25 protein-coding genes are annotated in these 22221 nt (G+C 69.8%); 14 read left to right on the forward strand and 11 right to left on the reverse strand.

Going from position 1 to position 22221, the window contains the following annotated elements:
* The 6 genes from HR086_RS14935 to HR086_RS14960 all read right to left on the reverse strand — a co-directional run.
* Window positions 1-379: membrane dipeptidase (locus tag HR086_RS14935; protein ID WP_174465957.1), on the reverse strand; the 379-nt coding region annotated here is incomplete at its 3' end.
* 84 nt (window positions 380-463) lie between these two features.
* A complete protein-coding gene (locus HR086_RS14940) occupies window positions 464-1597 on the reverse strand; it encodes a serine/threonine-protein kinase (RefSeq protein ID WP_174462681.1) in 1134 nt (377 codons plus the stop codon).
* A 205-nt stretch (window positions 1598-1802) separates the two neighbouring features.
* A complete protein-coding gene (locus HR086_RS14945; protein WP_174462680.1) occupies window positions 1803-2396 on the reverse strand; it encodes a hypothetical protein in 594 nt (197 codons plus the stop codon).
* 249 nt (window positions 2397-2645) lie between these two features.
* A complete protein-coding gene (locus HR086_RS14950) occupies window positions 2646-3236 on the reverse strand; it encodes a hypothetical protein (protein WP_141643284.1) in 591 nt (196 codons plus the stop codon).
* 69 nt (window positions 3237-3305) lie between these two features.
* The gene (locus HR086_RS14955; protein ID WP_174465958.1) at window positions 3306-3839 is read right to left on the reverse strand and encodes a hypothetical protein; all 534 of its coding nucleotides are present in this window, start codon (window positions 3837-3839) and stop codon (window positions 3306-3308) included.
* An 11-nt stretch (window positions 3840-3850) separates the two neighbouring features.
* Window positions 3851-4240: a hypothetical protein gene (locus tag HR086_RS14960; protein WP_254626334.1), complete on the reverse strand. Its 390-nt coding sequence runs from the start codon at window positions 4238-4240 to the stop codon at window positions 3851-3853.
* Between the two features lie 120 nt (window positions 4241-4360).
* Here HR086_RS14960 and thiS point away from each other — a divergent pair, with 120 nt between their 5' ends.
* The 6 genes from thiS (at window position 4361) to HR086_RS14990 (ending at window position 9209) form a co-directional block, all read left to right on the forward strand.
* On the forward strand, window positions 4361-4561 hold the full coding sequence (gene thiS / locus HR086_RS48525; RefSeq protein WP_141643287.1) for a sulfur carrier protein ThiS: 201 nt from the start codon (window positions 4361-4363) through the stop codon (window positions 4559-4561).
* A gap of 7 nt (window positions 4562-4568) precedes the next feature.
* The gene (locus tag HR086_RS14970; protein WP_373564305.1) at window positions 4569-5357 is read left to right on the forward strand and encodes a thiazole synthase; all 789 of its coding nucleotides are present in this window, start codon (window positions 4569-4571) and stop codon (window positions 5355-5357) included.
* 12 nt (window positions 5358-5369) lie between these two features.
* On the forward strand, window positions 5370-6017 hold the full coding sequence (locus HR086_RS14975; RefSeq protein ID WP_174465961.1) for a thiamine phosphate synthase: 648 nt from the start codon (window positions 5370-5372) through the stop codon (window positions 6015-6017).
* Window positions 6014-7042: a hypothetical protein gene (locus tag HR086_RS14980; protein ID WP_141643290.1), complete on the forward strand. Its 1029-nt coding sequence runs from the start codon at window positions 6014-6016 to the stop codon at window positions 7040-7042. Before HR086_RS14975 ends, HR086_RS14980 begins: the two co-directional genes overlap by 4 nt.
* Before the next feature lie 24 nt (window positions 7043-7066).
* Window positions 7067-7963 (forward strand): DUF4129 domain-containing protein, encoded by an 897-nt coding sequence (locus HR086_RS14985; RefSeq protein WP_174465962.1) that lies wholly within the window; start codon window positions 7067-7069, stop codon window positions 7961-7963.
* Between the two features lie 61 nt (window positions 7964-8024).
* The gene (locus tag HR086_RS14990) at window positions 8025-9209 is read left to right on the forward strand and encodes a DUF4350 domain-containing protein (protein ID WP_174465963.1); all 1185 of its coding nucleotides are present in this window, start codon (window positions 8025-8027) and stop codon (window positions 9207-9209) included.
* A gap of 72 nt (window positions 9210-9281) precedes the next feature.
* Here the strand turns inward: HR086_RS14990 and exoP are convergent, their stop codons facing one another.
* The 5 genes from exoP to exoL form a co-directional block, all read right to left on the reverse strand.
* Entirely contained in the window at window positions 9282-10484 is a 1203-nt protein-coding gene (gene exoP, locus HR086_RS14995; protein WP_174465964.1) for a spore coat polysaccharide biosynthesis glycosyltransferase ExoP, read from the reverse strand.
* A gap of 63 nt (window positions 10485-10547) precedes the next feature.
* The gene (locus tag HR086_RS15000) at window positions 10548-11609 is read right to left on the reverse strand and encodes a glycosyltransferase family 4 protein (RefSeq protein WP_174465965.1); all 1062 of its coding nucleotides are present in this window, start codon (window positions 11607-11609) and stop codon (window positions 10548-10550) included.
* Window positions 11610-11617: 8 nt separating this feature from the next.
* Window positions 11618-12136 carry a serine O-acetyltransferase gene (locus tag HR086_RS15005; RefSeq protein ID WP_174458655.1) on the reverse strand — a complete coding sequence of 173 codons (519 nt, stop codon included), beginning with the start codon at window positions 12134-12136 and terminating at the stop codon, window positions 11618-11620.
* Between the two features lie 93 nt (window positions 12137-12229).
* Window positions 12230-13750 carry a spore coat polysaccharide flippase ExoM gene (gene exoM / locus HR086_RS15010; RefSeq protein WP_174465966.1) on the reverse strand — a complete coding sequence of 507 codons (1521 nt, stop codon included), beginning with the start codon at window positions 13748-13750 and terminating at the stop codon, window positions 12230-12232.
* Window positions 13747-14847, reverse strand: a complete 1101-nt coding sequence (gene exoL, locus HR086_RS15015) for a spore coat polysaccharide deacetylase ExoL (protein ID WP_306440883.1) — start codon at window positions 14845-14847, stop codon at window positions 13747-13749. Before exoL ends, exoM begins: the two co-directional genes overlap by 4 nt.
* A 402-nt stretch (window positions 14848-15249) precedes the next feature.
* On the opposite strand from exoL, the gene ccmA reads away from it, so the two are divergent.
* From ccmA to HR086_RS15055, 8 genes are all read left to right on the forward strand, one after another.
* The gene (gene ccmA / locus HR086_RS15020; protein WP_141643298.1) at window positions 15250-15906 is read left to right on the forward strand and encodes a heme ABC exporter ATP-binding protein CcmA; all 657 of its coding nucleotides are present in this window, start codon (window positions 15250-15252) and stop codon (window positions 15904-15906) included.
* Window positions 15903-16604: a heme exporter protein CcmB gene (locus HR086_RS15025; RefSeq protein ID WP_174462674.1), complete on the forward strand. Its 702-nt coding sequence runs from the start codon at window positions 15903-15905 to the stop codon at window positions 16602-16604. The genes ccmA and HR086_RS15025 overlap by 4 nt, the downstream gene beginning before the upstream one ends.
* A gap of 3 nt (window positions 16605-16607) precedes the next feature.
* Window positions 16608-17327, forward strand: a complete 720-nt coding sequence (gene ccsA, locus HR086_RS15030) for a cytochrome c biogenesis protein CcsA (protein WP_141643300.1) — start codon at window positions 16608-16610, stop codon at window positions 17325-17327.
* Window positions 17328-17329: 2 nt separating this feature from the next.
* Window positions 17330-17503 carry a heme exporter protein CcmD gene (locus tag HR086_RS15035; protein WP_141643301.1) on the forward strand — a complete coding sequence of 58 codons (174 nt, stop codon included), beginning with the start codon at window positions 17330-17332 and terminating at the stop codon, window positions 17501-17503.
* 7 nt (window positions 17504-17510) lie between these two features.
* On the forward strand, window positions 17511-18008 hold the full coding sequence (locus HR086_RS15040) for a cytochrome c maturation protein CcmE (RefSeq protein WP_174465967.1): 498 nt from the start codon (window positions 17511-17513) through the stop codon (window positions 18006-18008).
* Entirely contained in the window at window positions 18005-20023 is a 2019-nt protein-coding gene (locus HR086_RS15045; protein WP_141643303.1) for a heme lyase CcmF/NrfE family subunit, read from the forward strand. The genes HR086_RS15040 and HR086_RS15045 overlap by 4 nt, the downstream gene beginning before the upstream one ends.
* The gene (locus HR086_RS15050; protein ID WP_141643304.1) at window positions 20023-20583 is read left to right on the forward strand and encodes a redoxin domain-containing protein; all 561 of its coding nucleotides are present in this window, start codon (window positions 20023-20025) and stop codon (window positions 20581-20583) included. The genes HR086_RS15045 and HR086_RS15050 overlap by 1 nt, the downstream gene beginning before the upstream one ends.
* A 106-nt stretch (window positions 20584-20689) precedes the next feature.
* Window positions 20690-21997: a zinc ribbon domain-containing protein gene (locus tag HR086_RS15055; RefSeq protein ID WP_174462670.1), complete on the forward strand. Its 1308-nt coding sequence runs from the start codon at window positions 20690-20692 to the stop codon at window positions 21995-21997.
* The last annotated feature ends 224 nt before the right edge of the window (window positions 21998-22221 follow it).

A 22221-nucleotide genomic window follows, 5' to 3' on the forward strand; every position in this document is an offset into this window, starting at 1 on the left:
CCCCCAGCACCGCGGACAGCCGCCCCCGGGCGAGGTTGTCCTCCAGAATCGCGGGCGTGGTGGTGATTCGCGCCGCGTCCTCGGAGCGACGGCAGAACTCCTCCATGCGCTCTATCTGCCACAAGGCCCGCGTCCACTCGCTCGCGCGTGCTTCCCGGGGCCAGCCGCGCCACGCGGCGAACACCGGGAAGCCACCGATGAAGGGAAAGCCCCGGGTGACGATGGTGAAGCATTGGAGCTTCACCCCCGCCTCCCGCAGCCGGGGAAAGTCCACGTGCCCCTCGTCCGAGCGCGTGCACAAGTCCCGGTTCCACATGAGGGAGTCCGCGTGTCCGTCCGCGATGCACCAGCGCTGGTGGAGTTCGTTCACGTCGCCCATAGGCGCATCAGTCTGCCTGTCCGCGCGCGCCAGACAAGCACCCATCCCACCGCGTGCATCCCCTGAACACCGCGCCCGCCCCGCTCACGTCCCGGCCATGGAGGCGCCGCCGCGCCCCGACGCCGTGGGCAGCGCCTCATCCGAGGACAACACATCCGCCGTGCGCCTCCGGGAACGGGCATCCTGACGGACCTGGGTCGCCTCGCGCGCGGCCTCCGAGGGCCCATACGCGTAGCCCCGTCCGCCCAGCACCGCGCGCAGCGAGTCCCGCAGCTCCAATGCCGTCTGGAAGCGCTCCTCCGGCTCGCGGCGCAAGAGCCGCGCGAGGATGGCTCGCAGCGGCGAGGACAGGGTGCGCGTGGCGTGTTCGACGTGCTCCGGCGCGAAGCACGCCATGCGCGCCGCCATCATGGGCGCGGAAAGCCAGCTGGGGTTCTCCGCCTGGAGCAGCTCCGCGTCCGGAAGCGGGCCGGACGCAAGCGCCGCGCGCTCCACGGCCTCCAGGTCCAGCAGGTGCAACCCGGTGAGCAGCTCCAGCAGCACCACGCCCAGGGAGAACAGGTCGGAGCGCCCGTCCAGCGGCCGGCGCAGCAGTGCCTCCGGCGACGCATAGGCCAGGTCTCCCCGGACGAGGTGGGCCTCGGTGGCCACGCGCCCCGGCAGCCGGGCCCACGCCAGGGCGAAGTCCGCCAGCTTCACGTGGCCCCGCACGTCCAGGCGCAGCGTCCGGGGACTCACGTCGCGGTGGACGAGCCCCAGCGGCCGGCCGTGATCATCCTCCAGCGTGTGCGCGTGGTGGAGCGCGTCCGCGATCTCCGCGCCCACGTAGGCGGCGAAGGCTTCCGAGAGCGGCCGGCGCCGCAGCGCCGCGAAGCTGACCAGCGTCTCCAGGCTGTGCCCCTCCACGTACTCCATGACGAGGTGGGGCAGCCCGTCATGCACCCGCACCAGGAATACCTGGGCGATGGCCGGATGGGACAAGCGCATCAGCAGTTTGACTTCCTCGCGAAGCCGCGCGCGCCCCAGCTCGTCTCCCGCATCCTGCAAGCGTTTGATGAGCACCAGGTCTCCTGGCGTGTCCAGGTAGTGCCTGCGCGCGATGAGCAGCTCTCCCGAGCCGCGCGCGCCCAGGTACCGGATGAGTTCGTAGGCCGTGGCCCCGGCGGTGAAGAGGATGAAGGGTCTGGCAGGGGGTTGTGCAGGGTGGTGGGTGCCCATTTCGAATGACTGCTCCCGGGTATGAAGGTCCTCCCCAGGGTTGGGAAGGCGTGAGGAAACCCCACGCGTCCCTCCTACCACCCAGGTCCGACACACCCTTCCAACCCCTCGGAATGGATTCAGGGAAAAAAGGGAACGGCCCCCACCGGAGTGGGAGCCGTCCAGGGGCCATCCGCGAGGAGGCGGACCGCCCGCTTGCGCTGCGTTACTGGTTCGTCGGCGTCACGGCCTGGGTGACGCTCAGCTCGCGGACCACCATGTCCTTGCCGTCCAGCACATACGAGGCGCGGACCTGGTCACCCTCCTTGATGTCCTTCACCTTCACGGCGCGGTTGTTCTGGAGGATGCGGCTCTGGTCGTTCGTCTTCAGCTTGAGCTGCCGGTTGTTGGTGGTGTCCACCACGGTGAGCGAGTCACCGCTCGTGGAGAGCACGCGGCCCTGGACGCTGGTCGCGGCCATGGTGGCCCCCGCCGCGCCGGAGCCACCCGTGGCCACGTCCTCATTCAAGTCCCGCTGCGCCTCGGCCAGGTCACCCTGCTCGTCGCGGACGTCCTTCTGCGCGCTGGCGATGTCCTGGTTCGCCTCGCGCTGCGTCTCCGCGATGTCTTCCTGCGCGTTGCGCTGCGTGTCCGCGATGTCCTTCTGTTCGTCCTGACGGATCTCCGCCGTCTCCTGGCGAGCCTCCGTCTGCGCCTCCGCGACGTCCTGGCGCTGTTCAGCGACGTTGTCCCGCTTGCTGCAACCGGAAACCATCGCCAGAGCCGCAATCGCACCGACCGCCAACATGAGCTTGCGCATATCGTCCTGCCCCTTTCGGTAGGCTGTCGGGAGAGCATGTCTCCCGGTGTTGGGCAGAAAGTGAGCGCTCCTCTCGCACTTGCACAGGGGTTGCGCGGCGCGTTTGGAAGACACAGGGGCGTCGATCCGCGCACGGAGGCCCCGGTCGCCCGGCCGCTCTCCGTGGGAACAATCCCCGTCACGACCGCGTGCGAGGAACGAAGGTGCCCAGGCAGGCACCCTTCATTCCCTCACGCGCAATCACACCGTTCACGGCCCCGCGTCGACTCCGCCATCCGCGCGGCCACCGTCGGCGGCTCCGCCGTCCGGCTCACCCGTGCCCGCGTCGCAGAAGGGCGCTCCACCCTCCACCCACCGGGCGACGATGGCCCGCTGCTCGGCGGTGGGCAGCGTGACGGTGGTGGGCGAAGGCGGCATGTCCTGGAACACGGACGTGCGGGCGCGAATTCGCGCGGCCTTCGCGAAAGCCCCCGGAAGTCCTCCGCCGTCCGCGCCACCGCCATCCGGAGGCGCGTAGTAGTCCAGCCGGAACGAGGTCTGGTTGCTTCCGCTGGTGTCCGCGCCGTGGCACGTGCTCACGCAACTGGCGGCGAGGATGGGCTGCACGTCGTCGCAGTAGGTGGGCACCGGCCCCGCGTCGACCTCCCCCGCGTCGGGAATACCAGGCAGGCCGAGCACTTCACACGTGCGGCCCTGTCCCTGTCGCACCGCGACGCAGACGTGCGTGTCGGGACAGTCGCTGGCCGTCTCGCACGTCTTGCCGGTGAAGTCCGCCACGTCGATGGTGCAGGCCACGGTGAACGCGACCACGCCGGCCGCGCTCGCGAGGAGTTTCTTCATGATGGGGCTCGTCATGGAACCTGAAACCTGGAACCTGGAACCTGAAAGCGAGGAGGTACGGCGGGGACTTCAGGGCCCGGCGTCGTTGGTGCCCGTGCTGTCGCAGAGAGGCGCGCCCCCCGCGACCCAGCGCGCAATCAACGCGCGCTCTTCCGTGGTGGGCTGCGGGCTGCCCGTGGGAGGCATGTCCTTCAGGTCCGACGCGCGCACGCGGATGCGCAGCGCCTTGGCCCTCGCGCCGGGCACGCCGTTGCCGGTCGGCTCGTAGTAGTCCAGCCGGAACGACGTCTGACTGCTTCCGCTGGTGTCCGCGCCATGGCAGGTGCTGACGCAGGTGGCGGCGAGGATGGGCTCGACGTCCTTGCAGTACGTGGGCACCGGCCCCGCGTCCGCGCCACCGTCGGCCTCCGTGTAGTGCGGCGGGTAGATGACCTCGCACGTGCGCTGGCCGTCGGCGCCCAGGGCCGTACAGGCATAGGCCGCGGGGCACTCGGAGTTGTCCGTGCAGGCCTTGCCGGCGAGGTCGTCGACGTTGAGGGAGCAGGCCACGACGGCGAGCACGGCGCCGCAGGCCAGGAGGGGGACAGGAGAGCGGAGGGCCACGGGGGGCTCGTTCAGAAGTGGTAGGTGAGGCTCGCCGCGTCGGCGGCCTCGTCGGGCAGCAGCTCCAGCACCAGACCGTACAGCACCGCGGCGCCCGCGGCGGCGTACATCACGTTCGCCGCGGTGGAGGCCGAGCGGGCCCGGTCCATCGTCTCCCGTGCATCCCGGGCCGACGTGAGCCCCTGGGCGCGCTTCGCCTCGCCCTGCGCGAAGAAGCCCAGCCCCAATCCCCCCAGCGCGAGCACGCCTCCGGCGACGAAGGCATACCGGTGGCCGTGGAGCACCGGCGTGGGCGCGCGCACCGGGGCGTCCAGCGTGGCAACGGGCTCGTCCGCGAGCGCGGTGAGGGGCAGCCCGAGCGCGACGACGAGCGCGATGGAGAGAAGCCTGCTGGGAGCCATGAGCATGACGTCGAGTATACCGGTGACGGTGGCGAACGTACTGCCGGAGTGTGCGTTGACAGCACGGTATGCCCCCCTGTAGTGCGTCCCCGGGTCCCCATCGCAAGGAGCCGTGACGCCGTGCAGGTCTGGGTCAACGGAGAAACACGCGAGGTGCCGGAGGCCACCACCCTCTCGGCGCTGCTGGAATCACTGCGAGTCGGCGGTCCGGGCGTGGCCGTGGAGGTGAACGCCGAGGTGGTGCGCCGCGCCCGCCACCCCGAGCACCACCTCCAGCCCGGGGACCGCGTGGAGATCGTCACCTTTGTCGGCGGCGGGTAGCGAGGAGATGGCCATGAGCATCCAGGACAAGCCCTTCACCATCGCGGGAGTGACGTTCGCCTCCCGCCTCATCCTCGGAACGGGGAAGTACCCCAGCCACGACGTGATGAATCGTTGCCACGAGTCCTCCGGCACGGAGATGGTCACCGTCGCCGTGCGCCGGCTGGACCTGAAGGCCACGGGCGAGGCCTCGCTCATGCGGTGGATCGACCGCGAGCGGCTGCGCCTCCTGCCCAACACGGCCCTCTGCTACACGGCCGAGGACGCGGTGCGAACCTGCCGGCTCGCCGAGGAGCTGGGCATGAGCAAGTGGGTCAAGCTGGAGGTCCTCGGCGACGAGAAGACGCTCTATCCGGACGTCGAGGAGACGGTGAAGGCGGCCCGCATCCTGGTGAAGGAGGGCTTCACCGTGCTGCCCTACACCAGCGACGACCCCATCACCGCGCGCAAGCTGGAGGACGCGGGCTGCGCGGCGGTGATGCCGCTGGGCGCCCCCATCGGCAGCGGCCTGGGCATCCGCAACCCGCACAACCTGCGCCTCATCCTGGAGACGGTGAAGGTGCCCGTCATCGTCGACGCTGGCGTCGGCACCGCGTCCGACGCGGCCATCGCCATGGAGCTGGGCGTGGACGCCGTGCTGATGAACACCGCCATCGCCGGCGCCCAGGACCCGGTGCGCATGGCCGTCGCCATGAAGAAGGCCGTGGAAGCGGGCCGGGACGCGTACCTCGCCGGCCGCATCCCCCGGAAGGCCTACGGCTCCGCGTCCAGCCCGCTCGACGGAATCGTCCAGTAGGCGCGCCCACCCATGACGCTCCCGGTGGCGCCCTCCCTCCCCCGGCTCGTCGTCATCACCGACTGGCGTCTGCCGCGCGAGCGGCTCCTGGGCGCGCTGAGCCGCGCGCTCGAGGCGGGCCCTGACGTCGCGGTCCAGCACCGCCATCCCGAGTCCTCCGGTCGTCGCTTCCTCGAGAACGCCCGGGTCCTCGCCGCGCTCTGCCGGACACGAGGCAATCCCCTGTTCGTCAATGGCCGGCTGGACGTGGCCCTGCTCGTGGGCGCGCACCTGCATCTGCCCTCGGACGGCCCCACACCCGGGGACGTCCGCCCTCACCTGCCCCCAGGCCGGCTCATCAGCCTGGCCGTCCATGACGAGCGCGAGGCTCGCGCGGCGCGCGGCGCGGACCTGGCCCTGGTGAGCCCCGTGTTCTCCCCCGGCTCCAAGCCCGGGGACACCCGGACGACGCTCGGCCCCGAGGGCTTCCTCGCGCTCACGGAGGACCTTCCCTGTCCCGCGTTGGCGCTCGGAGGAATCACCGCGGAGAGGGCGAGCAGGCTCACCGGCGCGGCGGGCTTCGCCGTCATCTCCTCCGTGCTGGAAGCCGAGGACCCGGCCCAGGCGGCGCGAGCACTGCTGGCCGCGTGCGCGCCCCGGGCTATGCTGCGCGTCCCGTGACTTCGCCTTCCTCCGTCTCCGAGCTGCGCCCCCTGGCCCTGGGGGAGTTGATTGACCGTGCCGTGACCTTCTGGCGCGGCCACCTCAAGCCCCTCTTCGTGTTGAACCTCGGCTACTCGCTGGTCGGCTTCATCGCGACCAAGGCCACGCTCCAGCTGACGCGCTGGCTGACGCCCATGCTCTATGTGACGGACAAGGACGCCGTCACCAAGGAGGCGCCCTTCGAGATGCTGGGGCAGGCGAGTCTGTCGCTGGTGCTCTGGTCTGGCCTGTTCATGTTCCTCATCTGGAGCTACTGGCTGACCACGGTGGCGACCGCCCGCTACGTGCTGTCCGCGCAGTTGGGCACGCCCGTGAGCCCCGCGGACGGCCTTCGCCGGGGCCTGTCCAAGGTGGGCGCGGTGACGGGCGCCTTCCTGTTGTCGGTGGGGTGGTCGACCCTGGTGACGCTGGTCGCGAGCATCCCCGGAACCGTGCTGATGGTGGCCGGTGGTATCGCCACGGCGATGGACTCCCAGGTGCTGGGCATCGTGCTGCTGGTGGCGGGCGGACTGCTGCTGGCCCTGGGCATGCTCGGCGCGATCCTCTGGTACTTCCTGCGCTTCCTGCTGCTGCCTCCCGTGCTCGCCATGGAAGACCTGGGGGCCTGGGGCGCCTTCACGCGCTCGGGAGCGATGCTGTCCGGACGCGTGGAGCCGGGCTTCCTGGGACGCGTGATGGTGCGCGGGATGATTCTCTTCACCGTGGTGAGCCTCATCCTCTTCTCGGTGCACCTGCTCTTCGGCATCCCCGCGTGGCTGGTGATGCTGCCCTATGGGAACCCCTTCTCGGCGGAGACCATGGCGCGCACGCCGCAGCTCCTCCTGGTGCCCGTGGAGATCCTCCAGGTGGCGGCGCAGTCCTTCTTCTCCCCCGTCAACTTCGTCGTCTGCTCGTTCTTCTACCTGGACCTGCGCGTGCGCCGGGAAGCCCTGGACCTGGAGCAGCGACTGGGCACCGAGCCGTCGCCGCCCCTCGCCGCCTGACGCCACCCGCTCGCGAGTTCCTTCGTGCCAAGCCTGCCCCTCCTGCTGCTGCTGGCCTCGCTGCCGTGTGACGACCGCGAGGCCACCGCGCGCGCCCTCGAAGAGACCGCCAGGTCCCGCCCCGCGGAGGTCTCCTCGGCCGTGGAGGAGCTGGGACGGCGCATGGGTGGCATGCCCCTGCCCCCCGCGGACGAGGACGCCACCGCGCCCGAGCGGGCCCGACAGGTGGCTGACTTCCTGGAGCAGGCCTGTGCGCTGGAGAAGCACGCGGCCGCGTCGGAAGAGGCCCTCACGGACCTCTCCGGAGAGGAGCGCGAGCGACTCAAGGCCGTGCTCGACCGACCCGAGTTCTCTCGGGCCCGACAGCGCCACGGCGACGTCGTGAAGCAACTGCTGCGCAAGCTGGAAGCGTGGCTGGAGGGCCTGTTCGAATCACGCGAGGCCCAGGGCTTCGCGGTGGCGACGCGCGCGGTGATGCTGGGCTTCGCGATAGCGATGGTGTTGTGGGGCGCACTGAAGTTGCGCTCGCTGCGCCTGCGCCGGAACGTCGTGCGCCCGGGAGCCGCCGAGCCCGGCGCGCCGCTGGTGCTGGACGCTCCACCGGAGCACCTGAAGCGGGCCCGCTCGGCGCTGGCCGAGGACTCGCGCGAGGCGATTCGCGAGGCCTTGCTGGCCATGTTGTCCTCGTTGGAAGAGCGACGGCTGGCCCGTCCGGACCGGGTGAAGACCAATCGCGAACTGGCGGCGGAGCTTCCCTCGCGAGGCGCCCCCGCCTCCATCACCCGGGAGGTCGAACGACTGGTGACCTGGTACGACGCCGCCTTCTACTCGCTGACACCCGTGCCAGAAGCAGAGGCCACGCGGTTCGTCGAGTCGGTGGAGCGACTGCACGGGACGCTGGGCACGGAGGTCGCGGCATGAGCCTCCTCGCGAGTCCTCCCGGTAAAAAGGACCGACCTACCGGGACACGGGAGCGTGCCTCATGAAGAACGCGCGGACCGTGGCGGTCTTCGGCCTGCTCATCGCGCTCGCGCTGGCGATGGGCCTCTCCACGAGCCGTGAGGCCCCCGACTCACCCATTGCTTCCGTGGAGAACCCGGGCCCTCAAGGCGCACGCGCGCTCTACCTGTTCCTGCGCGAGGAGGGACGCGCCGTGAGCACCCAGCTCACCTCGCTGGAGTCGCTCGCCGCCGGGACTCGCACCCTGGTGCTGGCGGCGCCCACGGGCCGCCCCGTGTCCGAGGAGGAAGTGCGCGCCGTGGAGCGCTTCGTCCAGGAAGGCGGCACGCTGGTGTACCTGTCGACGCGCGAGCTCGGCATGCACCAGGCCGCGCTGGAGACGTGGCTGCGGCTCGACGAGGGGCCGCTCCTGCCCGCGAGTGAGCGCGGCCTGTCCACGGACCTCGCGGATGCGGGCGGCACCACGGTGGACGTGTGGCTGGGCGCGGGCCCGTTCCGGGGGCTGACGGCCCTTCGCATGTCACAGGACCGGGGGCTGCGCATGGACCACCCGGACGCGGTGCCCCTCGCCGGACTCGGTGGCGCGGTGGCCGTGTGGCGACGCGCGCTCGGCAAGGGTGAGGTCTACGTCCTCGCTGGCGCGGACGTGCTGGAGAATCGCCGCCTGGAGCTGCTGGACAACGCGCGCCTGTGGAACGCGCTCGCCGCGCGCGGGCCGCTCGTCATCGACGAGTACCACCACCAGCTCGCGCCCCCTCCGCCCCTGTCGCGTGGCATCTGGGTCTTCGTCGCGCAGGTGCTGGCCGTGGGAGGTGTGTACGTTCTTTCCCGTGGCACGCGCTTTGGCGCCCCCAGGCCCGTGCTCGTGGAGAAACACCGCTCCGCCCTGGAGTACGTGCGCAGCATGGGCTGGCTCATGCGCCGCTCGAAGGTGGAGAAGGACCTGCTTCCAGAACTCGACAAGGCGCTCCGTCAGCGGTTGCAGGAACGCCTGGGCATCTCCCCTGCCCTGGAGGACGCGGAAGCCGCGCGACTGCTCGAGGAGAATGGCGGCATCCCCGCCTCGCACTATTTGGAGGCGAAGGCGGAGCTCACCCGTCTGCTCACGCAGCCCACCATCCGGCCCTCGGACTACGCGCGCGTGGCCCGTCTCTATGCGCACCTGGAGCGCACCGTGACGGGACGACAGTCCCTCATCCGCGCGTGAGCCACCTCACACACGCGCGGCGGTGACGGCCCCGAAGAGCCCCTCACCGCCGCATGGACGTGGTGCCGCGATTCAGAGTGTCTTGCCGGCCGCCACCATCGCCGTGCCCACGTGGTGGCGAATCTCCTCCACGCGCGCATCCCAGCTCTCGTTGAAGATCTTCTCGGCGCGCTCGCGATTGGGCCCGGGGCCTTCCGCGAGGCACTCGCCCACCTTCTTCACGAAGTCCTCCGTCGAGGTGGCGATCTTGCACAACCCCACCTTGCGGACCTCCGGCAGGTCCGTGGACACCACCGGCAGGCCGGAGGCCAGGTACTCGCGCACCTTGAGCGGGTTGGCGTTCAGCGTGAGCTCGCTGATCTTGAACGGCATCAGCGCCACGTCGAAGGCCCGGCTGTAGCCCGGCAGGTCCGCGTACGACTTGCGGCCGAGCATGTGGATGTTGGGCTCGGCCCGCAGCTTCGAGTCGTCGCAGTCCGGCGTCGTCTTGCCGATGATGACCACCGAGCCCTTCGGGTGCGCCCGCGCCGTCGCGATGATGGCTTCCTGGTCCACCCAGTCCGCCACCAGCCCGAAGAAGCCGATGATGGGCTTGGGCAGGCGCGCGATGTCCTCGGGGATGCGTGTGGTGGCGTCGCACGCCTTCACGAAGTGACGGAAGTCCGTGCCGTGCCGCACCAGCACCGTGCGCGGGTTGACGCGGGACTTGTTGTCCCGGAGCCGCTCCGCGGAGGTGATGCAGATATCCGCGCGGCGCAGCAGCCGGTCCTCGAGCTCCGCGATGTGGCGGCCGTTGGTGTCGCTGAAGGCGGAGAACTCGTCCACGCAGTGGTAGACGACGAACTCCTCGCCCAGCGTGCCCGACACGGGCGCGGACGCGGGCAGGAAGCTCCAGGAGATGGGCCGCTGGAAGCCCAGCTGCTTCATCGCCCGGCGAACCTGCAGCCGCAGCAGCTCGCGGTTGGCGCTCCGCACCAGCTCATTGCCATAGAACGGAATCGCCAGCGGCGACAGGACGTGGAGGTTGGGCTCCACCTCACGCAAGCCCTGCGTGAAGCGCTCCAGCTTGCCGAAGATGCGCTTCACGTCGTGCGCGTTCGCCCTCGGCGCGCGGTTGCCAATGCTGTTCACCCAGAGGATGCGGTTGTCCCGGGAGAGGATCCGCATGATGTGGACCTTCGACAGCGGGTCCCCATCCCAGTCGTTGGAGAACACCACCAGATCGCGCCCCCGGAGGGCCCGGCGCGACATATCCAAGTCATCACTGCGCCGCATCTCTCTTCTCTCCTGTGTCGAACATCCTCGCGGTCTCCCCGCGAGTGGAAAATGGAATGACGCTCACCACGTCACGGGCACCGGTCTGACCGGCGCGGGCCGGGGTGACAACGCCTCATACATGTCGAGCAACACCGGCCCCACGTCGGGAGAGGCCACGCGCAGGGGGCCCGCCTCCACCGCCTCGCGGACCGTCGCGGCAAGCGACGTCGCGTCCCCCGCGCGGAAGAGCCGCGTCCCCTCGGGCCGCTCACACACGTCGCTGGCCACGCAGGGCACGCCCAGGGCCAGCGCCTCTCGCACGGAGATGGAGTCACCATCATGCGTGGTGGGTCGCAGGAAGACGTCGCTCCGGGCGATGAGCCCCAGCGCCGCCGGATGATCCAGCTCCCCCAGCGGCTCCAGCGGACCCGCCACACCCAGCTCGCGCGCGTCGCGGAGGAAGTCCTCGGAGTCGGTGCCCGGACCGAACAACGCCAGGCCCACTCCCCGGTGGGACTCCGTCAGCAGTCGCAAGGCGCGAAACGCGAGCTTGCGCCCGTAGACCGGCGACGGATGGTGCGCCATCACCAGCAATGGGCGGCGACGCGCGCGCGCGGCCTCGACTCGCACGGGCACGGCCCCCGCCTGAACCTGCGAGGCACAGAAGGCCGGGTGGACGAGGAGCTTCTCTTCCGGAATGCCACACGACACGAGCGCGTCGCGCACCGCCGCGGACACCGCGATGATGCGCGAGTAGCCCGCGAGCGCCACCCGCGCGAAGGCCCGCCGAGAGGGCGCCGCCGCGAGGTAGTCGGGCAACAGCCCCGAGTGCAGGGTGATGAAGCGGGGGGCGCGTGCCCCCGGCGGACTGCCCACCGCCGCCGCGAGCAGCCAGGCCTTGGGGTTGTTCCCGCTGGTGTGGACATGAACCGTCCACCCCGAGGCGAGAAACCCGGTCAGCCTGAGGGCGAAGTGCGCGGGGCCTCGCATCGGGAGTACGTCCGGAACCGGCCGGCCGCCCTTCCCGATGTCCAGCACCTTCGCTTCGACCTCACGGCTGCGCAGGAAGCGGTGAAGTTGTTGAACGTGAATCGCCACGCCGCCGAAAGGCGGAGGATGGTCGCCAACCAGGAGCACACGCATGTGGAGCCCTATCGAGGAACGGACGCCGACGGAGGCACCGCCGACAGGGGCGAGCGTCGGGGCAACAACCCCATCTCCCGCTGATATGTGGTGAGTGGATCAGGGTCCTGCCGGATGATCCGCGCAGGAATGCCCGCCACGACAGTGCCTGGCGCCACGTCCTTGAGCACCACGGCATTGGCCCCGATGACGGCGAAGTCGCCAATCTGGATGTTGCCGAGAATCTTGGCGCCCGCGCCGACCCGCACGTAGTCACCGATGACGGGCGCACCCTCGAGCCCCGAGCGCCCGCCAATCGTCACCTGCTGGGAGATGAGGCAGTGCCGCCCAATCTTCGCCGCCTTGTGGATGACGACGCCGATTCCGCCGTACCCCAGCTGCGTCCCCTCGCCGATGTCGGCCTCGTCCGGAACGTAGGAGCTGTGAAGGTAGTAGATGGCCTTTCGCAGCAAGGCCGGGAGCAAGGGAACCCCTTTCAGCCGCAGGCCGCGAGCCACCCGGTACAACATCATCGCATCGACACCCATCCACGCCTCCCTGACCCAACCGCGCGACGGGGTGGAACCTAGGTACCGGCCCCCCAAGTGGGAAGTAGGCCCTCAAGCGCCACCCTGATTTCCTCAAGCCGTCCTACGAGGCCTCAACCCCGCGAGCACCGTGAGCGGCCGCACACCCGCGGCGTACAGCACCCCCACGTAGCCCACGCAGAACAGCACCCCGGCCACCGCCAGCGGCAACACGCGCCAGAAGAAGCCCGTCGGCAGCTGCATCCACGCGCCCTGCGCGCCCGCCCTCAACAGGAAGACAGCCACGCCCGCCGCGCCCGCCGCGAGCGCGGAGCGCCCCAGTGCCTGCCAGGGAATGATGTCCACCAGTTGGAGCTGGCGTCGGGGAGTGGACAGCGCCGCCGGAACCCGGACGAGCAGCATCGCCTTGCCCACCACCTCCGCCACCGCCCAGGAGCCAATGCCTCCCATCAACCCCAGGTGCTTCACCCCGAGGATGACCAGCGGCACCGTCACCGACGCCTTCACCGCGTACGAGACGAAGATGGCCCGGGTCAGCCCCCGCGCCCGCAGCGTCCCATCCATGGGGAGGATGGAGAGCACCACCCCCAGCACGCTGACGCGGAAGACAGGCACCGCGGGCAGGAACGTCTCGCCGAACAGCGCGCCGATGAACTCCGGCGCCGCCGCGAAGAGGAACGCCGCGAACGGAAGAAAGACATACGCCAGCCGACCGGCCGCGTCGCGGAACGCATCCACGCCCTCTTCCAGGCGGCCCTCGCGCTCCAGCTCCCCCAAGCGCACCATCAGCACCTCGCTGGTGGGCGTGTAGAGCAGGTCCACCACCGGAAGCTGGAAACACCCCACCCTGTACAGCGCGTAGAGCGCCGGCGCCACCGCGCCCGCCACCGCGTACAGGTGCGCGTTCTGTTGCGGAATGGCCAACAACATGGCCGCGCCAAAGGGCGCCGAGTAGGCCAGCTGCGCGCGAAACAGCGACGCGCTGGCCAGCGGCCCCGTGGAACCCCTGAGCGAGACGACCCACGTCGCCACGAACCGCAGCGCCGCGAAGACGGCCACCGCCACCATCATCCCGTGCAGCGACGCGCCCAGCAGGGGCGGCACCACCATCACCGCCGCGCGCACCGCGTCTGAAATCAGATACACGCAAGCCGACGCGCGCGTGCGTCCCTGCGCCGTGAGCGACACCTCCAGCGGGAAGCTGCCCAGGAGGAACGCGGTATAGGCCGCGAGCGCCCCCCGGTACTCCAGCAACGCCGGATTGGAGAACCACGCCGCCACCGGGCCCAGCAAGACGTAGACGAGCACCGCGCCCAGCAGGCCCGCACCGGACATGAACAGCAGCGTCTGTCCCAGGTAGGGCCGCTTCTCGCTGGTGCGCGGAAGGAAGTAATACAGGCTCTGCACCACGCCAAAAGGCAGCACGTAATACAGCGTCGTGGCGATGAGGAAGAGCTGGTAATAAGTACCGTACTCGTCCAGGTGCAGCACCCGGGCGAGGACGAGTGGAATGGACAGCGTCAACCCGGCGGTGAACAACCGGGCCAACACCAGGGGGCCGGCGCGTCCGAGGAATGAATTCCCAGACGCGGCCGACGAGCCACCTCCGCTCACGGAGCCTCCTTCAAGGAAGCCCCCGTCGGCTTCAGCAACACGTTGCCCAGCAGGGTCTCCCGGAACGAGTGGGTCCTCCTGCCAGGCACCGGGTGACTCATGCCGAGCAACCCGAAGCAATCATCCAGCTGGCAGCCAGTGAGCGGCGACGAGTAGTCCCCCAGCATGCCCAGGCTGAAGTTCTCCCACAGCACCTTGCGCTTGAGGGTGAATGGATCTCCGCCAATCCGGTTGGGCAGGTCCTCCGTCGTGACCCCCGAGCGGAAGCCGTGCGACGCCAGCACGCGGATGACCTCATCCGAGTACCACCCGTTGCAGTACGCGAAGTCGCGCACCTGGATGCCCACCTCGGCTTCAATCGTCCGCTTGGACTCGAGGATCTCCTGCTCCACCACCTCCTGCGGCTCCAGCGTCAGCACCGTGTGCCCCAGCGTGTGCGCGCCGAACTCGAAGCCGTCGCGCGCCATGCGGCGCACCTCGTCCCAGTTCATGATGTCGCCCTGCTCTGGCACCAGGTCCTGCCCGCCCCCCAGCTGCTGCTCCAGCGCATCGATGATGGACGTCAGCACCCGCGTGGGGTGCTCGCCAATGAAGTCGTCGAGCGCGGCCGACACCGTCTTCTGTCCGGAGAGGATGGGGCCGAGCAGCTCCATCGACGCCTCCGGCAGCGCGGCGTACACCGGGTGGTAGTGCCGCTCCTGCGCCCGGCGCAGCAGGTGAAACAAGCGGTCATGATTGAACCGCCGCTTCGTGCCGATGAACGCCGTCGGCAGGTAGGTGATGGCCGGAATCCCCATCTGCTTCAGGATGGGGTACGCGTACCGGTACACGTCCCGGTAGCCATCGTCGAAGGTGATGACGCACAAGTCCTTCTTCGCCACCCTCCGGCCCGACATCACATCCACCGCGTCACCAATCGACGTCAGCTCGAAGCCGGCCGCCGAGGCCTCCTCGAGGTGGCGTCGGAACGTCTCCTGGCTGATGAGCAACCCGGGGATGGAGCGCTGCAGCTCCCCCGTGAAGTCGCTCACCACGCGGTGGTAGCTCACGATGAGGATGCGCCGGCCGCCCGACTGCACCCTCCGATATGCCGCCATCGCCCTGCGCATCCCACTGTAGTGCAGCACGCCAGCGGCCGCCGCCTTGACCGCCCTCCGCAAGACCCTCGCTGTCGCCATCACGCCCCTCCGCGGAAAAGCTTCCTCTGGCCCACGTTCCCCAACGGAACTCCCCAACTCGCGCGGGGGGTTATTGCAGGCGGGATGCCACACCCGAATCCTGGGCGAAACCACCTCTTCGAGGGGGGAGCCCGGCGGGACGGGACGCGTGGTCACCGGTGGACACGACGCGCGGTGGAAAATCGACGGCTCCCGCGGGCACACGAGGCCCCACCCATTGGAAAAACTTTCCTGCCTTCAGGCCCGCTCCGTCCCTGCCCGGCCTGCCGCCCGGGTTTCACTGGATGACAGTTGCGATTCCGGCTACGAACCGGCTTCCCGATGCCATCCACCTCCGCCCCCGCGCTCGCGTTGCACGACGTCAGCAAGCGCTACGGGCGTCGCTGGGCGCTCGCGCGTCTGACGTACGCGCTGCCCAGCGGGCGCTCGCTGCTGCTCACCGGCCACAACGGCTCCGGCAAGACGACCCTCTTGCGGATGCTGGCCACCGCGCTGAGCCCCACGGCCGGACGCGTGGAGGTGCTGGGTCGCGACGCCGTGACGGACCGGGATTCGGTGCGGCGCGACGTGGCGCTCCTGTCCCACGCGAGCTTCCTCTACGAGGACCTCACCGCGCACCAGAACCTCACCGTGCTGGCGCGCCTGCTGGGTCACCCCTCGCCCAAGGATGGCGCCAGCGCGCTCTTGTCGCGCGTGGGCCTGGAGAAGCGCTCGGACAATCCCGTGCGCGGCTTCAGCGCGGGGATGCGCAAGCGCCTGGCCATCGCCCGGCTCCTGCTCAAGGCCCCGAGCATCGCGCTCTTGGACGAGCCCTTCGGTGAGCTGGACCCTTCCGGCATCCGCGACATGGAGGCCATCATCGCGGAGCTCAAGGCGGGCGGCGTCACGGTGGTGCTGGCCACGCACCTGGTCGAGCAGGGCATGACGTTGTGCGAGGAGCGCCTGCACCTGCAGGACGGCCGAGCGGTGGCCGCATGAGTACGCCCCGCCCCAGGCCCATCGGCCTCATCGGCGCCACGCTGGCGCTCCTGCGCAAGGACCTGCTCATCGAGTGGCGCACCCGCGCGCGCCTCAACGCCATCGTCTTCTTCGCGCTGGCCACCCTCCTGATGTTCTCCTTCGCGCTGGGGCCGGACACGCGCCTCTTGGAGAAGAACGCGGGCGGCTACTTCTGGCTCGCCATCCTCTTCGCCAGCGTGCTGGCCATGGGCGAGTCCTTCCGCGTCGAATCCGAGAACGCCTGCCTGGACGGCATCCGACTGGCCCCCGCGGACGCGCGCGCCATCTACCTGTCCAAGGCCCTGGGCAACGCGCTCCTGTTGATCGCCCTGGGCGTCGTGCTGCTCCCCGTCATGGTGGCCCTCTACGGGGTCAAGGTCGTCACCGGCTTCGTGGACCTGGGAACAGTCCTCCTTCTGGGCAGCCTGGCCCTCAGCGCGCCGGGTACCGTGTACGCCGCGATTTCCAGCAATGCCCGGGCGCGGGATGTGCTCCTGCCTCTGCTATTGTTCCCGCTGGTCATCCCTGCCCTGCTGTCCCTGGCCAAGGCGACCTCGCTCGTGCTTCAGGGAGACCCCATGAATCAGTTGGGCTCATGGCTGGGGCTTTTGCTGGGGTTCAATCTCATTTACTGGGGCGTAGGCTTCGTGCTGTTCCCGCGCATCATCGAGGACTGACGGATGAACAAGCTCATCAAGTGGGGCCTGCCGGTGGTGGGGCTGGGCGTGCTGGCCGCCGGATGGTGGCTGGGGCTGGCGTGGGCACCGCCGGACCGGGAGATGGGGGACGTGCAGCGCATCATGTACGTGCACGTGCCACTCCAGTGGATGGCCATGCTGGCCATGTTCCTGAACTTCGTGGCGGCGGTGGCGTACCTGGTGCGCTCCAACGCCAGCTGGAAGCTGGACTCGACGGCGGAGTCGGCGGCGGAGGTCGGCCTCGTGCTCGGCGCGCTGGGCATGGTGACGGGGGCCATCTGGGGCCGTCCGACCTGGGGCGTCTACTGGTCGTGGGATCCGCGCCTGACGTCGGAGGCCATCATGCTGGTGACCTACACCGGCTACCTCGTCCTGCGGCGCTTCGTGGAGGACCCGGACAAGCGCGCGACGTGGAGCGCGGTGGTGGCGATCCTGGGCGCCATCAACCTGCCCATCGTCTGGTTCTCCGTGCGCTGGTGGCGCAGCCTGCATCAGGTGCAGTCGAGCCCCAAGACGGTGGATCCGCAGATGGTGCTGTGCCTGCGAGTGTCGGCCATCGGGCTGTTGCTCTTGACCATCGCCATGCTGATGCACCGCTATCGCATCGCCCTGGCCGAGCGCCGGGCGGAAGTGGCCCTCCCGGAAGCCCTGCCTGGCACGGGCGGCGCGGCCTCCGTCCACGACACCCCGAAGGTGGCCTGAACATGACGACTTTGACGACGCTGGGAGTCCTCGCCCAGGCCGCGGGCCAGGTGGGCAGTGGCCGCATCCAGGGCGGCTGGGGCTATGTCTGGGCCTGCTACGGCATCACCGTGGTGGCGCTCGTGCTTTACTCGCTGTCTCTCTGGCTGCGCCGGCCCCAGGCCGCGAAGGAGTGAGCCCGTCATGACGCCTGTCGCTCGCAATCGACTGTTCGCCCTGGGAGCCCTGCTCGTCGCGGGTGCTGGCCTGGGCTTCGTGGCCTTCGGCAACATCGGAGAGAACCTCGTCTACTACTGGAGCCCCTCGGAGATGCTCGCCCAGGGGGAGAAGGCGTACTCGGCCACCATCCGCCTGGGTGGCGTGGTGCAGCCGGGCAGCATCCAGTGGAACGCCGAGCACACCACCCTGCACTTCCGGGTGGCCAACGACGCCAACGAGGGCACCCCCAGCGTGCTGGTGCGCTCCACGGAGACGCCGCCGCAGATGTTCCGCGACAAGATTGGCGTCGTGGTGGAGGGCACCTACGACGCGTCCGGCGTGTTCAGCTCCAACCGGTTGATGGTGAACCACTCGAACGAGTACCGCGCCCCCAAGGAGGGCGAGGACCCGAACAAGTGGCGTGAGACGCTCTCCGAGGGCACGACGACGGCCAGCACGGGGATGGGCGCGGAGGCGCGGTGAACGGGTCGATTGGATACGGGCTGGTGCTCGGAGGGCTCGCGTTCGCGACCTTCGGTGCGCTGGTGGGTTTGGTCACCGGGCTGCGCCGCAGTGAGGCGGGCTTCCCCTGGGTGATGCGCGCGGTGTGGGGCTTCGCCGGCTGCATGGTGGCCGCGAACCTGATGATGGTCTTCGCGCTCGTCACGCACGACTTCAGCGTGAAGTACGTCGCGCAGGTGGGCAGCCGGGACACGCCGCTGTTGTACACGGTGGTGTCGCTGTGGAGCGCGCTGGAGGGGTCCATCCTCTTCTGGGGCCTCATCATGGGCCTGTACATCGCGGCCTTCGCGTGGATGCACCGCCGCGAGCACGCGCGCTACATGCAACTGGCGCTGGGCACCATGCTGGCGGTGGGCGTGTTCTTCGCGTTCCTCATCGCCGGTCCCGCCAACCCCTGGGGCGCTGTGTCGCCCGTGCCGGCGGACGGCCCCGGCCCCAATCCCCTGCTCCAGAACCACATCCTGATGGTCATCCACCCGCCCTTCCTCTACCTGGGCTACGTGGGGATGACGGTGCCGTTCGGCGTCGCGGTGGCGGGTCTGTTGCGCGGCGAGATTGGCGAGGCGTGGATGGCGCCCCTGCGGCGCTGGACGCTGGTGGCGTGGCTGTTCCTGTCGATTGGCATCATCCTCGGCGCGTGGTGGGCGTATGCCGTGCTCGGCTGGGGCGGCTACTGGGCGTGGGATCCGGTGGAGAACGCCAGCTTCCTGCCGTGGCTGACCGCGACGGCGTTCATGCACTCGACGATGGTGCAGGAGCGCAAGCGGATGCTGAAGCTGTGGACGCTGTCGCTCGCGCTCGCGTCCTTCGTGCTGACGATTCTGGGCACGTTCATGACGCGCTCGGGCATCTTCAACTCGGTCCACTCCTTCACCCAGTCGGACATCGGCCCCACGTTCCTGGTGTTCCTGGGCGTGCTGCTGGTGGTGTGCGTGGGACTGCTCGCGGTGCGCGGTCCGCTGCTGGTGCCCGAAGGACGGCTGAGCTCGCTGGCGTCACGCGAGGCCAGCATCCTGATGAACAACCTGGTGTTCGTGGCGATCACGTTCACGGTGCTGCTGGGCACGCTGTACCCGCTGGTGTCCGAGGCCGTGCGCGGCGTGCGCGTCAGCGTGGGTGAGCCGTACTTCAACAAGATGGCGGTGCCGGGTGGCATCGCGGTGCTCTTCCTGATGGGCGTGGGACCGGTGCTGCCGTGGGGTACGCCGGACAAGGCCACGCTCCGGCGGCAGTTCCTCATCCCCGCGGCGGTGGGCCTCATCGTCACGGCCATCTGCTTCGCGGTGGGGCTGCGCGGCGTGTATCCGCTGCTCACCTTCGGACTGGCGGGCTTCGTCACCGTCGTCACGCTGCGGGAGCTGGTGTCGCCCATCCGGGTCCGCATGACGGAGCGCAAAGAGGGCCTCGTCACCGCGGTGCTCACGAGCGCCACCAAGGCGCAGCGCCGCTTCGGCGGCTACGTGGTGCACCTGGGCATCGTGATTCTCATCGTCGCGGTGTCCGCGTCGTCGTCGTACGTGAAGCACACGTCCGGCACGCTGAAGAAGGACCAGACGATGATGCTGGACGGCTATCAGCTCAAGTACCTGGGGCTGGTGAGCGGAGAGGAGCCGCACCGCACCTTCGTCGCGGCGCGCGTGGAGGTGACGACGCCGGGCGGCAAGGTGGAGGAGATGAAGCCCCGCCTGAACTACTACGAGCGGAGCACGGACCCCATCGGCACGCCCGCGGTGCGCGAGACGGCGGGTGAGGACCTGTACATCTCCCTGATGGCCTTCTCCGAGCAGGCGGGCAACGCGAGCTTCAACGTCTGGGTCTTCCCGCTGGTGGGGTGGATCTGGTGGTGCATCCCGCTCTTCGTGCTGGGCACGATCATCGCGCTGTGGCCGCGCCGTCGGGCGGCGGTGGCGATGGCCAGTTCGGAAGCGGGGGCCTCGCCCCTGCCGGGCGGTGACGCGGAGCGGGGGGCGGCCTGATGCGTCGGTGGCGCTATACGCTGGGCTTCGCCGCCCTCTGCGTGGGACTGCTGGTGGTGCTGGCCAAGGGCTTCGGGCGCAATCCGCACGAGGTGCCCTTCATGCTCGCGGGCAAGCCGGCACCGGACTTCGTGCTGCGCTCGCTGGACACGGGTGAGAAGGTGAGCCTGGCGGACCTGAAGGGCCGCCCGGTGGTCATCAACTTCTGGGCGTCCTGGTGTGGGCCGTGTCAGTACGAGCACCCGGTCCTGGAGTGGGGCCAGCGGGAGTTCGGCTCGCAGGCGGTGTTCCTGGGGGTCGTGTTCGAGGACTCCGAGGACAACGCCCGCGCGTTCCTGCGGCGCCAGGGGTACAGCTTCCCGCAGCTGGTGGATCCTCGCTCGCGCATGGCGGTGAGCTACGGCGTGGCGGGTGTGCCTGAGACGTACTTCATCAACCCGGCGGGCATCATCCAGGGCAAACACGTGGGGCCCATCGATCCGGAGTCGCTGACCAGGCGCATCCGTGAGCTGACGGCCACGGCGGAGGCGCCCACCGCAGCCGAAGCGGCCCGCCCGTAGCCGCTCCACCGGGGGCCTCTCGCTTCCGGTGAAATCGGCGTGTTATTCCAGGGCTTGCGCTGGACCGAGAGGGCCTCCCCCCGCCCTCCGCACAGCAAGGTGACCCATGCGGTGCCCGGAGTGCGGCGAAGCCTCGAACAGTCGGCTGAGGTACTGCGAGAACTGCGGCGCGAAGATGCCGGAGGCCCCCCAGGGAGGCACGGGCTCGCGTCCCGCGCTCCGGCCCAAGCGCGCGATGGATGAGCCGTCCTACGCGGCGGATATCCTCGACGAGGCGGAGGCGCACAGTCTGGGCGCCGCGTACGTCCCAGCAGCGGCGAAGGCTGCCGCGCCGGCCGACACGGCCGAGGACACGGACCCGGGACAGACGGGGCCCAGGTTCGATGGCCCCCGGTGGCTGGCGAGCGTGCCGGCGCACTCGCAGAGCGTGGTGGGGCTCGCGATTCTCGCCTTCGCGTTGGCGCTCTCCATCCTCCCCGCCTTTGACGGCGTGGGCGTGGTGGGCACGGTGCTGGCCCTGGTGGGCGCGGTCCTGGTGCTGGCGCGCGAGCTGCGGCTGGCCGGCGAGGCCACGGGTGTCACGAAGCTCCTTCCCATGGTGCTCTACCGCCCCGAGGTGCCGGCGGCGTACGCGGCGCTGCTGACGGCGCTGGCGGTGCGGATGCTGGGGCTGGGCTTCACGCCTGTGTTGTGGCTGCTGGGCGCGGGGCTCATCGTCCATGACCAGTACCGCAAGGTGATTGCGGGCCCGGAAGGCGTGCTGGCGCGCTACTTCGACGTGAAGCAGCTGCTGGTCGTTCCGGAGGTGGTGGCGCTGGGAGGCGTGGCGCTGTGCGTGCTGACGCTCTTCGCGCCGTGGGCGACGGTGAGCACGCTGCCCGTGGTGGCGGATGCGCCGGTGCCCGCGGGCCCCCCGGAGCTGCACGTCATCCCCGCGCAGCGCGCCGCGGACGACGTGCTCTATACGGCGGGTTCGGGCATCACCACGCTGTCCGGATGGGACCTGTCCGGGTCCGTGGTGGTGGAGCTGTTGCTGCTGTCCTTGCTGGGGTTGCTCGCGCTGCGACCGGAAGTCGCCCGGCCCGCGTGGACGCGCTTCGCGCCGGCTGGTGTCGTGGGGGTGAGCCTGCTCTGGGCGCTGCTGCACATCCGACTGTCGCCGGGCCCCATCATCTTCGTCATCGGGCTTGGGGCGGTGGGCGTGCAGGCGTTCCGGCAGTTGCGTGAGTCGCAGTTGCAAGCGCATGCGGCGGCCCCCGTCGTAGCCGCTTACGACGATGGCCTCGACGAGACCGAGCGCATGGAAGACGAGCCGGACCCGGACGCCATGGGTCCGGATGAAGAGCCGGAGCCGGACCCGGATGCCATGGGTCCGGACGACGAGGAAGAGGACCTGAAGCCTCGCGGGCGGTGAGGACGTCCTTCGCGGACGGGCCCGGCACCGCGCCGGCATCCTCCCGAGGGACCTCACACACCGAAAGGACCGTCGCCGAGCCTCGCGCGCCGGACTCGGACTCCCGGCGCGCGAACACCTCAGGTCATCAACGTCCCTGGGTCAGGCGGCTCTGGGAGTCCAGTTGCCACCGCGAGGGCAGCCGCGCGAGGCGATCTGACGTCTGGCCCCGACGCTCCTTGAAC

The organism is Myxococcus sp. CA039A, from assembly GCF_013336645.1.
In the GTDB taxonomy this organism is placed as follows: domain Bacteria; phylum Myxococcota; class Myxococcia; order Myxococcales; family Myxococcaceae; genus Myxococcus; species Myxococcus llanfairpwllgwyngyllgogerychwyrndrobwllllantysiliogogogochensis.

What these genes read in the sequence shown, in the direction of transcription:
- HR086_RS14940 (WP_174462681.1), bottom strand. Translation starts at nt 1,597, where the DNA reads ATGGGCACCCACCACCCTGCACAACCCCCTGCCAGACCCTTCATCCTC.
- HR086_RS14945 (WP_174462680.1), bottom strand. Translation starts at nt 2,396, where the DNA reads ATGCGCAAGCTCATGTTGGCGGTCGGTGCGATTGCGGCTCTGGCGATG.
- HR086_RS14950 (WP_141643284.1), bottom strand. Translation starts at nt 3,236, where the DNA reads ATGAAGAAACTCCTCGCGAGCGCGGCCGGCGTGGTCGCGTTCACCGTG.
- HR086_RS14960 (WP_254626334.1), bottom strand. Translation starts at nt 4,240, where the DNA reads ATGGCTCCCAGCAGGCTTCTCTCCATCGCGCTCGTCGTCGCGCTCGGG.
- HR086_RS14970 (WP_373564305.1), top strand. Translation starts at nt 4,569, where the DNA reads ATGGCCATGAGCATCCAGGACAAGCCCTTCACCATCGCGGGAGTGACG.
- HR086_RS14975 (WP_174465961.1), top strand. Translation starts at nt 5,370, where the DNA reads ATGACGCTCCCGGTGGCGCCCTCCCTCCCCCGGCTCGTCGTCATCACC.
- HR086_RS14990 (WP_174465963.1), top strand. Translation starts at nt 8,025, where the DNA reads ATGAAGAACGCGCGGACCGTGGCGGTCTTCGGCCTGCTCATCGCGCTC.
- exoP (WP_174465964.1), bottom strand. Translation starts at nt 10,484, where the DNA reads ATGCGGCGCAGTGATGACTTGGATATGTCGCGCCGGGCCCTCCGGGGG.
- HR086_RS15000 (WP_174465965.1), bottom strand. Translation starts at nt 11,609, where the DNA reads ATGCGTGTGCTCCTGGTTGGCGACCATCCTCCGCCTTTCGGCGGCGTG.
- HR086_RS15005 (WP_174458655.1), bottom strand. Translation starts at nt 12,136, where the DNA reads ATGGGTGTCGATGCGATGATGTTGTACCGGGTGGCTCGCGGCCTGCGG.
- exoL (WP_306440883.1), bottom strand. Translation starts at nt 14,847, where the DNA reads ATGGCGGCATATCGGAGGGTGCAGTCGGGCGGCCGGCGCATCCTCATC.
- ccmA (WP_141643298.1), top strand. Translation starts at nt 15,250, where the DNA reads ATGCCATCCACCTCCGCCCCCGCGCTCGCGTTGCACGACGTCAGCAAG.
- HR086_RS15025 (WP_174462674.1), top strand. Translation starts at nt 15,903, where the DNA reads ATGAGTACGCCCCGCCCCAGGCCCATCGGCCTCATCGGCGCCACGCTG.
- ccsA (WP_141643300.1), top strand. Translation starts at nt 16,608, where the DNA reads ATGAACAAGCTCATCAAGTGGGGCCTGCCGGTGGTGGGGCTGGGCGTG.
- HR086_RS15035 (WP_141643301.1), top strand. Translation starts at nt 17,330, where the DNA reads ATGACGACTTTGACGACGCTGGGAGTCCTCGCCCAGGCCGCGGGCCAG.
- HR086_RS15040 (WP_174465967.1), top strand. Translation starts at nt 17,511, where the DNA reads ATGACGCCTGTCGCTCGCAATCGACTGTTCGCCCTGGGAGCCCTGCTC.
- HR086_RS15050 (WP_141643304.1), top strand. Translation starts at nt 20,023, where the DNA reads ATGCGTCGGTGGCGCTATACGCTGGGCTTCGCCGCCCTCTGCGTGGGA.
- HR086_RS15055 (WP_174462670.1), top strand. Translation starts at nt 20,690, where the DNA reads ATGCGGTGCCCGGAGTGCGGCGAAGCCTCGAACAGTCGGCTGAGGTAC.